Origin of the sequence: Variovorax sp. PvP013 (genome assembly GCF_050435945.1) — a bacterium.
Classification (GTDB): domain Bacteria; phylum Pseudomonadota; class Gammaproteobacteria; order Burkholderiales; family Burkholderiaceae_C; genus Variovorax.
On record NZ_JBNDLF010000010.1, the window covers coordinates 131,077 to 140,797 of the forward strand.

Genomic DNA, 9,721 nt, shown 5'->3' on the forward strand with positions numbered 1-9,721 from the left:
TTTCCTCTTCGCAACATGAACAAGACACCGATTCTCCTGGCCCTCGTGGCCGCCCTGGGCTTCTCCATCGACGCCGCCGCGCAGCAGCAACCGCAACAGCCGTACGTCGATCACGACAAGGTGCGCTGCGAGGCGGTCGTCAAGGAAGAGATGCGCCCGCAGATGGAGCTGCAGCGCAAGCTGTCCGGCGAAGGCTGGAAGGTGCGCCAGGTCAAGAATTTCAACGGCTGCTACGAGGTCTACGGCTTCGACGACAAGGGCCAGCGCACCGAGGCGTTCTTCCATCCGAAGAGCTTCGAGATGGTCGGTCGGGTCAAGCAGGGTGACTGAGACGCCGCCGCCGGCACCCCCACGGCGGATCGTCCGCGTGTGGGATCGGCCGGTGCGCGTGCTGCACTGGAGCCTCGCGGCGGCGATCGCCGTCGCGTGGTTCAGCGGCGAGGAGGAACTGAAGCGCCACGAGTGGGCCGGCTACGCGGCGCTGGCGGTGGTCGCGCTGCGCAGCGTCTGGGGCTTCGTCGGCACGCGGTACGCACGCTTCGCGGATTTCGTCAGGCGTCCGGGGGCCGTCATGGCCTATGCGGCGGCGGTGGCCCGGCGTGCCGAGCCGCGCCACCTGGGCCACAACCCGCTGGGTGGCTGGATGATCGTCGCGCTGCTCGCGATGGTGGCGGGTGTCGGCGTCACCGGGTGGATGTACACGCTGGATGCGTTCTGGGGCCTGGCATGGCTCGAATGGACGCACCGCACACTGGCATGGAGCCTCGTCGGACTCGTGGCGCTGCACGTGGCCGGCGTCGTCTTTTCCAGCCTGCGCCATCGCGAGAATCTGGTCGTCGCGATGCTGACCGGATTCAAGCGTGGGGATTGAGGCGGGGGTCGATCCACTCGGTCGCTTCAATTAGTTAGTTAACATAACTATTCTTGTATTGATTGCACAGCAGATTTCGAATGGAGATGCAGCAACCGTTCCCGGATCCGGTCATCGTCCCGGGATCTGCCATGCAGCGTCAACCCCACAGCCGGGCGCGCACGGCCTCGGGCCACCGGTCGACCGCGAGCCCGTGCGTGGCCAGCAGGGCCAGCGCGACGCGCTCAAGCCCGAATCCGAGGCACGCGGTGTGGGCCGTGTCGCCGTTGGATTGGCGGATGCGGTATTTGGCCGAGAAATGCTCCTGGTGCCAGTTGAACGAACAGATGGCGGTGGGTTCCTTGCCGGCGTTGACGGCGCACAGGATCTCGAATTTCAGCTTCTGCTCGCGCTGCGTCGCGCTCAGCAGCCGCCCCGCGCGGCCGAAGAACGGGTCGTTCGCCACGTCGCTCTCGGCCGGCAGGCCCAGCTCGCGCAGCAGCGCCAGGCTGCGCTCGAGCCATTCGTCGCGCCAGCGCTCGACCTGATCGGGACTGCCCGCGCAGATCAGCTCGCGCATCTGGAACGACTGCAGCCGCGTCGGCTCGTCGGAGGGCTCGTGGCGGTAGCACCAGCCGCGCACCGTCACGACGCGCCGGCGATCCGGCAGCAGCCCGCTGAAGGTCGGATAGACCGGATAGCACGCCGCCGGCAGCAGCATGACGTCGCTGGGCTCCAGCACCTCCTCCCAGCGCTCGCCGGCACCCGCCTTGGCGGCCATGTCGCGGGCCTGCGCGTCCGTGCCCCGGAAACCGTGCACGCTGCCGATGAGCTGCGGAAAGCTCTCCAGGTAGCCCATGCGCTCGATCAGGCCACGCGCCACGACGGGCGGGAACGACAGCCGCTGCGCGTCCGAGGCGCCTTCGAGGCCCATGACCAGGGCATCGAAGCGTTCGACGATGTCCTGGAACACGGCGCCCCGACCGTAGACGCCCCGGGCCTCGGTGGCGATCAGGAGGCCCGCGGACAGCAGCCGGTCGATGAAGGAAGCCGATGCGCCGGACGCGTCGTCGGCGATGGAGGACGTGTCGCGCACGTCGCTGGCGAGGTGGAGGTCCATGTCGTTCAAACTTTCTTGACCATGAGCAAGGTGGAAGCGTTGGCCGCCCGCAGGCGGGAGTTGGAGATCATCAGCGCCGCCGACAGCGAATCCCGGTAGGCGCGGCCCATGCTGAAGCGCCCTTCGTTGGCATAGCCCGCCATGCCGACGAGCTGGAGCGCGCCGTGGACGATTTCCGGCGCCATCTCGGAATTGAAGATCTTGAGGTTGTTCAGCCGCAGCGACCAGCGCATGCTCTCCAGCGTCCGGTGGCCGTCGGTGGTGTCGGCTAGAGCGTCGAAATCGAGGGCGGCGGATTCCCAGTTCTGGCGCATCGACTGCAGCCGGGTGCCAAGCGCGGCCAGTTCGGCGGCCTGTGGCGGGACCTTGCCGGGGGTCTGTCGGGCCTGCTGGCGAATGAATTCGCCGGCCTTCGCGCAGGCACCGGCGGCGATGCCGGTCCAGAGTGCGGCCCACAGGATGTGCGAGTACGGCACCATCGTGACGGCCGCCACGGTCGCGAACGGGTCGTCCACGATCTGTTCGACCGGAACCGACGCGGAGCGCAGCTCGAAACCCGGACTGCAGGTGCCACGCATGCCCAGCATGTTCCACGTCGTGGTCTGCTTGAGCGTGAGCTGGTCCTTGCGCAGCAGCACCAGCACCTGGTCGTTCGACGGCGAATCGACCCGGTTGCGCGCGGTCACGAGGATCGCATCGGCCTGGGCGCAGTACGACCCGACGGTGCCGTTCTTGTCCAGGGTGAAACGTCCTTCGTGGCGCTGCACGAAGCAGATGCTGCTTCGCGTGTCGCCCGACGTGCCGACCTCGGACGTGATCGAGGCCACCAGCCATTGATGGCGCACCAGGTCCTGAAGGAAGTCGCGGATCGCCGGCTGCCCGGCGCCGTGCCGCATCAGGCAGGCGACCTGGTTGTAGTGCATGGCCAGCACCATCGCGCTCGACGCGCACGCCTCGGCCAGCACGGCCACCAGCCGACCCAGTTCATGCAGGCCCAGCCCTGCCCCGCCCCACGCACGGGGCAGCAGGGCCGAGAGCAGGTGCGCGTCGCGCAGCGCCTCGAGGGTCTCGGCGGGAAAACGGGCGTTCGCATCGACGTCGCTCGCGTGCGGGGCGGCGACGTCCCGCGCGATGCGGGCGACGGCCTCGGACAGCATCGCGAAATCGCGGGCGACGGGTTGCATCAGGGTCGGGGATCTCATTTCCAGCAGCTTCCTTGTGTTTGTTTTCGACTGAAACCCGAGCTTCGCCGCATCGTCCGGCCTCAGGAACACACACCCTTGCACATTTTTCCAAAGTAATGAAAAAGTATGCAATCGAGGGGATTTTCTCGATTTTATGAAGGAGAAAGACTACATAATAGCCCTCGACTTCACTTCTATTACCTAAAGATACAAATGAAATCAAGACATGCCGTCGTCATCGGTGATGGAAATCATCGTCCGTCCAGTCCGGCGAAACGCGTCGAGGCGAGGGACATGGCGTTCGGCATCTTCTCCACCCCCGGTTACACGAAGGAGGCATGACCATGCCCTTGCACGCTCCCCTCACCTCGGACGTCGAGATCGACGCCCGGGTCCGCGCCCTGCTCGCCCGCTTCGGCCGTCTGGACGTCGACGTCCAGACGCTGTCGGACGACGATCGACTGAACGAAGCGGGCATGACCTCGCACGCCAGCGTCGACCTGATGCTCGCGCTCGAGGACGTGTTCGGCGAGATCCCCGAATCCATGCTGACCCGCAGCACGTTCGAGAGCATCGGCGCCATCAAGACGGCCATGCGGTCGTTGATCGCCGCCTGATCCGGATGTCGCGCCGCGGCGAACGGCTCGCGGACCGCGCTGCCGCCCTCGCGCGATGCGTGCCGACGATCGGCGCGCCCCGACAGCGCCCACCCTGCCCGACGCCGCCATGAAAATCCTCCATCTGGATCCCGACGACATCGACAACCCCCTGTCCGGGGGCGGTCCGGTGCGCACGCTGGAGATCTATCGCCGGCTCGCCCGGCATCACGAGATCACGGTGCTGACGCCGACCTTCGAAGGCTCGACCTCGGAAAAAGTCCGCGACGGCATCCGCTACGTGCGCCTGGGCCGCAAGATCCGCGACCACGGCTCGTCGCACCACATCACCTTCCTGGCCGCGCTGCCGTCGGCGGTGAGGCGCTTCGAGCACGACCTGCTGGTCGAGGACTTCATGCCGCCGTGCTCGGCGACGTGGACGCCGTTCTTCCGCCACCGCGATCGCCCCATGGTCGCATCGGTCCAGTGGTTCTTCGCCCGCGACTACACGCGGCGGCTGAAACTGCCGTTCCACTGGGGCGAGGAGTACGGCGTGCGGCTCTACCGGAACTTCGTGGTGCTGACCGACGCCATGCGCCAGCGCATCACGGAACGCCATCCGCGCGCCGACTGCCGGGTGATCGGCAACGGCGTGGACGACGACCTGTTCCAGGTCAGCGCGCGGCCCGGCACGGGCATCCTGTTCCTCGGCCGGCTGGAGGTCGTCGCCAAGGGCATCGACCTGCTGCTGGCCGCCTACGCCCGCATCCCGGAAGCCGAGCGCGAACCCCTGACGCTCGCCGGCACGCTGCAGCAGCCGCAGGTCGTGCAGGCGCTGATCGATCGCTTCGGTCTCGGCCGCTGGGTGCGCATGACCGGCTCCTACGACGCCGCCGAGCGCTCGCGGCTGCTGGCGGCCTGCCGTTTCGTCGTCATGCCCTCGCGGCTGGAGACCTTCGGCATGACCATCGCCGAGGCCAACGCGGCGGCCCGCCAGGTCGTCGTCTGGGACCGCGCGCCGATGAACGAGGTGGCTTCGCCCGGCTGTCCACGGGTGCCGCCCGACGACATCGCCGCCTATGCCGAGGCGATGCGCCGGCTGCTCGCGACGCCCGTCGAGTCGCTCGCCGCGCAGGGCGAGCTCTCCCGCGCCCATGCGCAGCGCTGGAACTGGCGCACGGTGGCCGACGCGCAGGAGCAGTACTACTTCGACGTCATGCACCGCCATCGCGTCGGCCGCCTCACCAACCCATAAGCAAGCGTACCCATCCATGGATTCACCACTCGCACCCGCACGCCTGAGCTGGGCCGAGACGCGCGCGCTCATCGGCTCCGACCTGCAGCGCCTGGCCACCCATCTGAACCAGCCGGACTCGTTCGTCCACCGGGTCTACTTCTTCCTGCTGCCCGGCTTCCTGGCCCTGCTCTTCCATCGGCTCTCGCGGTACGCCTACCTGCGCAACTGGCGCTGGGTCGCCCGGCTGCTGGCCCTGGTGGGCCTGTACGTCACGCGCGCCGAGATTCCGCCGACCACGTCGATCGGTCCCGGCGCGCTGATCTCGCACGCGACCTGCGTGAGCCTGTTCGGCACCATCGGCGCGCGCATCACGGTCACCGGCAACGCCGCCATCGGCGGCGGCATGGGCGTCCAGGACATCGGCGGCGGACCGGGCTATCCGGTGCTCGGCGACGACGTCCTGCTGGCCTACGGATCGCACGTGCTGGGCGCCGTGCGCATCGGCGACGGCGTGCACGTCGGCCCTGGCACCCTGGTCACTTTCGACGTCCCGGCCGGCGGGCTGGTCCTTTGGGACCGCCCCCGCGTCATCCGCGGCGGCGCCCATCGCACGCAAGGCACCTCATGAACACACCCCTCGTCAGCATCATCATCGTCAACTGGAACGTGCGCGAGATGCTGCGCGCCTGCCTGCATTCGGTCTTCGACGCCGGCGGCCTCGCGCCCGACCGAATGCGCGTCATCGTGGTGGACAACGCCTCGGGCGACGGCAGCGTCGAGATGGTGCGGTCGAGCTTCCCGCAGGTCGTGCTGATCGCCAACGACGACAACGTCGGTTTCGGCCGCGCCAACAACCAAGCGCTCGCGCACTGCGCCGGCCCCTTCGTGCTGCTGCTCAACCCCGACACGGTCGTCGAGGACGGCGGCCTCGCCAAGTTGGTGGCGCACATGGAGGCCCGGCCCGACGTCGCCGTCACCGGCTGCCGGCTCCTGAACGCCGACCGTTCGCTGCAGCGCTGGACCGGCGGCGCCTATCCGAGGCTGCTCAACGTCGCCACCCACTACCTGTTCCTCGACCGCCTGCTGCCCCCGAGCTGGCGGCCGATGCCGCTCTACCTCGATCGCGACGCGACCACCGACCGCGAGGTCGACTGGGTTTCGGGTGCGGTGATGCTGCTGCGCGCCGACCGGCTCGACGGCCAGCTCTTCAACCCGAAATACTTCATGTACGGCGAGGACATGGAGTTGTGCCACCGGCTCAAGCGCGCCGGCGGGCGCGTCGTCTACACGCCGGCGGTCTCGATCATCCACTACCAGGGCGCGAGCATGAAGCAGCAGCAGGGCGACGTGCTGCTGTCCTCGCTCAAGGGGCCGCGCCAGTTCTATCGGCAGATGCGCGGCGGTCGCGGGCTGTGGCTCTACGACGTGTTCACGGTGGGCGGCTTCGGGCTGCGCTGGATCCTGTTCGGCGTCGCCGGCGTGTTGCGACCCCGCTCGGACCTCGGCGCCAAGGCGCGGTCGAGCCGCGACATGGCGTTGCGCGCCTGGGCCATCCTGCGCAGCAGCTGAGGCGCGATGAACCACCCGCATCCCGTCTTGCCGCGCCCACGGATCGGCATCGATTTCCACACCTTCGGCGGGATCTTCCAGGGCAGCCGCAGCCACATCCTGGGGCTCTACCAGGAAGCGATCGCCCTGGCGCCGGACCTGCAGTTCGTCTTCCTGGTGGACGATCCGGAGCGCCTGGGCCGGGAGCATCCGGCCTTCGGTGCCGCCCACGTGGAGCGGGTGGCGCTGCCGCACGGTGGCGGTCTCGCCCGGCTGGGCTGGCAACTCGCCGCGGCGCGCCGGCGCCACCGCATCGATCTGCTGCACGTGCAGTACCGTCTGCCGTTGGTGCCGTTGGGGCCGTGCGCCTGCACCATCCACGACACGCTGTTCGAGACCCATCCGCAGTTCTTCAAGCCGGGGTTCGTGCGCATGTCGCGCCTGACCAGCCGGCTCGCGATGCGGCAGGCGGCGCTGCTGTTCACCGTCAGCGAGTTCTCGCGCGGCGAGATGGCGCGTCTCTACGGCGTCGATCCCGGCCGCATCGCCATCACCCACAACGCCATCGACGCTCGACGCTTCCACCCGGTCCGTGCGGGCGATGGACAGGTCGACGGCACCGGGGCGGTCCGCGCCCTCGGGCTCGTGCCGGGGGAGTACATCTGCACCGTCGGTCGGCTGGAGCCGCGCAAGAACCACGTGAACCTGCTGCGCGCCCACGCGATGCTGCCGGCCGGCCGCCCGCCGCTGGTCATCGTCGGCCAGCGGGATTTCGACAGCGAGCCGATCCATGCGGCCGCGCGCGATCTCGGCCTCGAGGCCGAAGTGCGTTTCCTGGACGACGTGCCCGACGACGCGCTGCCCGCGCTCGTGCGGCACTGCCGGGTCTTCGCCTACCCCAGCTTCGCCGAAGGCTTCGGCATGCCGGTGCTCGAGGCCATGGCCAGCGGCGTGCCGGTCGTCACGTCGAGCACGACCTCGCTGCCCGAAGTCGCCGGTGACGCGGCCATCACCGCCGACCCGCATTCCCCGGCCGACATCGCCCGCGCGCTGAGCCTGCTGGCCTTCGACGAGACGGCACGCGAGCACGCCGTGGCCGCGGGACTCGCCCAGGCGGCCCGGTTCAGCTGGCGGGCATCGGCCGAAGTGCTGGTCGAGCGTTTTCGCACGCACTTCTTCCGGCATTCCGGCATCGCCGGACAGGAAGTCCGTGGTCCCGGTTCTCCGATGCCCGTCGAGGATGGCATTCGCTCGAAGTGAAATTCGAACTAATTACTTAATTGAACAATAAATCAGTCCACTAATAGAAATTTACTAATTATTTAGAATAGATACTTTCTAATACTGATGTTCAATTCAGTCTGTCCAAATCACGCGACGAAATAACCTTATTTCTTCGAACGCTGACCGGATTTGAGGCGGAATGCATTGTTTCGTAGGAACAATCTGACATAAAACAGGTTTTTATGACAAAGGATTGGTTCCCGACATGCATTCATTCACCTCGAAATCGTTTCTCCTGACCGCACTGTCGTGCCTGGCCGCGTGCGGTGGGGGAAGCGATTCCTCGTCGGTCGCATCGACGTCCGACGCCTTCGGCGCTGCGCTCAAGACGAGGACGTCGTCCACCGCTACCACCCAGGCCGCGACCGCCCAGAAGGACCCGTTGCTGGCCACCATCGAGGCCGCCGTCGCGGTCCCGGGCTCGCAGATCGTGGTCGTCGGCGGATCCGTGGGCACGGCGATCAAGGGTGCGCGCCGTTATGCCGAACTCACCGACGTTCCCTGGTCCGGCCTGGCCGCCGGCACGCGTGTGATGGTGTTGCCGGGGAGTTTCGCCGGCCCCATCGCGATGACCGCCAACGGCAGTGCGGCCGCCCCCATCCGTGTCGAGCCCGTCGACCCGGCGCAGGTGCCGGTCGTGCGCAACAGCATCGACATCCGTGGCGCCAGCTATCTGACGGTGACGGGGTTGCAGGTGCAATCCCCGGTCTGGGGCGGTTTCGTGATCCGTCAGGGCAGCCGCCAGATCACGCTGGACCGCAACGTCGTGAGGAACGCGCCGATCGGCATCGACATCACCGAGGGTGCCGGACTGGGACTGGTCATCAGTCAGAACGTGATCGAGGATTCGACCACCCACGCGATCAACGTCGCGACCAATGCGACATCGGCGCAACGCAATGCGATCACCGGCAACACGCTGCGCCGGAGCGGACACCACGGCATCGAGTTGCGCGGCTCGTTCTGGCGCGTGGAACGCAACGACGTGAGCGGCAGCGGACGCAGCATTCCGGGCACGTCGGGCATCCATGTCTACAGTCCCGGCCCCGACGACAACAGCGGCGACGACAACATCGTGCGCTACAACACCAGCCATGCCAATGCCGACACGGCCGCGAGCGACGGCAACGGCATCCAGATCGATCACTGGTGCGACCGCAACACCGTCGCCTTCAACCTCGTCTGGGGCAACGACGGCTCGGGCATCAACATCTACGAAGCGACCGACAACCTCGTCTATGCCAACACGTCGCTGATCAACAACCTCGACCCCAACAAGACGCACGGGGCTTTGGGCGAGATCGTGATCGGCGCCTCGCCATCGAACAACCGCACGACGAGGAACCGTGTGTTCGACAACATCGCCGTCTCGACGCGGGCCAACGTGCCGGCCATCTATGTCGATGGCCGGGCCTACCTCAATGCCAATCAGGTGGGTCCGAACCTGCCCTACAACGCGGCCGGCGGGACCGTCGTTCGCTGGAGCGATTCGACGTTCCTGAAGGACGTCGCGTCCATCGACGCCATCACCGGAATCCGGGGCAACGTCGTCGAATTGCCGGCCTTCGTCGACTACACGAACCCCCTGCAGGGAGGTCTCAGGTTGACCCGTGCGCCCGGTGGTCGCGGGACGGCGTTGAGCAACGAGATCGATTTCGGCAACGCGTCTTCCCAGTCCGGGCAGGTCAATTTCGGTGCCTATTTCTTCGCAGGGCAATGAACGCGTCTAATCCGAGCAGTTAAATAGGCTAACGCGCAATCTGACCGATACTGCTAATTCTAAGAAAACAAAAATAAAATCCTGGGGTCCTGGGGTCCTGGGGTCCTGGGGTCCTGGGGTCCTGGGGTCCTGGGGTCCTGGGGTCCTGGGGTCCTGGGGTCCTGGGGTCCTGGGGTCCTGGG

The 9,721-nt window shown here is 67.1% G+C and carries 10 protein-coding genes; 8 read left to right on the forward strand and 2 right to left on the reverse strand.

The window, feature by feature from the left end; genetic code table 11:
• Positions 1 to 15: 15 nt before the first annotated feature.
• Entirely contained in the window at positions 16 to 330 is a 315-nt protein-coding gene (locus ABID77_RS19920; protein WP_429599584.1) for a PepSY domain-containing protein, read from the forward strand.
• Between the two features lie 37 nt (positions 331 to 367).
• Positions 368 to 871, forward strand: coding sequence for a cytochrome b/b6 domain-containing protein (locus tag ABID77_RS19925; RefSeq protein WP_429599587.1), 504 nt, complete (start codon positions 368 to 370; stop codon positions 869 to 871).
• 139 nt (positions 872 to 1,010) lie between these two features.
• Here ABID77_RS19925 and ABID77_RS19930 read toward each other — a convergent pair whose 3' ends face one another.
• Positions 1,011 to 1,970 carry an amino acid--[acyl-carrier-protein] ligase gene (locus ABID77_RS19930; protein ID WP_429599590.1) on the reverse strand — a complete coding sequence of 320 codons (960 nt, stop codon included), beginning with the start codon at positions 1,968 to 1,970 and terminating at the stop codon, positions 1,011 to 1,013.
• A 5-nt stretch (positions 1,971 to 1,975) separates the two neighbouring features.
• Positions 1,976 to 3,172, reverse strand: a complete 1,197-nt coding sequence (locus tag ABID77_RS19935) for an acyl-CoA dehydrogenase family protein (protein WP_429599592.1) — start codon at positions 3,170 to 3,172, stop codon at positions 1,976 to 1,978.
• Positions 3,173 to 3,498: 326 nt separating this feature from the next.
• Here ABID77_RS19935 and ABID77_RS19940 point away from each other — a divergent pair, with 326 nt between their 5' ends.
• The 6 genes from ABID77_RS19940 (at position 3,499) to ABID77_RS19965 (ending at position 9,539) form a co-directional block, all read left to right on the forward strand.
• On the forward strand, positions 3,499 to 3,771 hold the full coding sequence (locus tag ABID77_RS19940) for an acyl carrier protein (protein ID WP_429599594.1): 273 nt from the start codon (positions 3,499 to 3,501) through the stop codon (positions 3,769 to 3,771).
• A 109-nt stretch (positions 3,772 to 3,880) separates the two neighbouring features.
• Positions 3,881 to 5,005 (forward strand): glycosyltransferase family 4 protein, encoded by a 1,125-nt coding sequence (locus tag ABID77_RS19945; RefSeq protein ID WP_429599597.1) that lies wholly within the window; start codon positions 3,881 to 3,883, stop codon positions 5,003 to 5,005.
• 16 nt (positions 5,006 to 5,021) lie between these two features.
• On the forward strand, positions 5,022 to 5,615 hold the full coding sequence (locus ABID77_RS19950; RefSeq protein ID WP_429599599.1) for a serine O-acetyltransferase: 594 nt from the start codon (positions 5,022 to 5,024) through the stop codon (positions 5,613 to 5,615).
• On the forward strand, positions 5,612 to 6,556 hold the full coding sequence (locus ABID77_RS19955; RefSeq protein ID WP_429599601.1) for a glycosyltransferase family 2 protein: 945 nt from the start codon (positions 5,612 to 5,614) through the stop codon (positions 6,554 to 6,556). The genes ABID77_RS19950 and ABID77_RS19955 overlap by 4 nt, the downstream gene beginning before the upstream one ends.
• 27 nt (positions 6,557 to 6,583) lie before the next feature.
• Positions 6,584 to 7,795: a glycosyltransferase family 4 protein gene (locus ABID77_RS19960; RefSeq protein WP_429599603.1), complete on the forward strand. Its 1,212-nt coding sequence runs from the start codon at positions 6,584 to 6,586 to the stop codon at positions 7,793 to 7,795.
• Positions 7,796 to 8,024: 229 nt separating this feature from the next.
• Positions 8,025 to 9,539, forward strand: coding sequence for a right-handed parallel beta-helix repeat-containing protein (locus tag ABID77_RS19965; protein ID WP_429599606.1), 1,515 nt, complete (start codon positions 8,025 to 8,027; stop codon positions 9,537 to 9,539).
• The last annotated feature ends 182 nt before the right edge of the window (positions 9,540 to 9,721 follow it).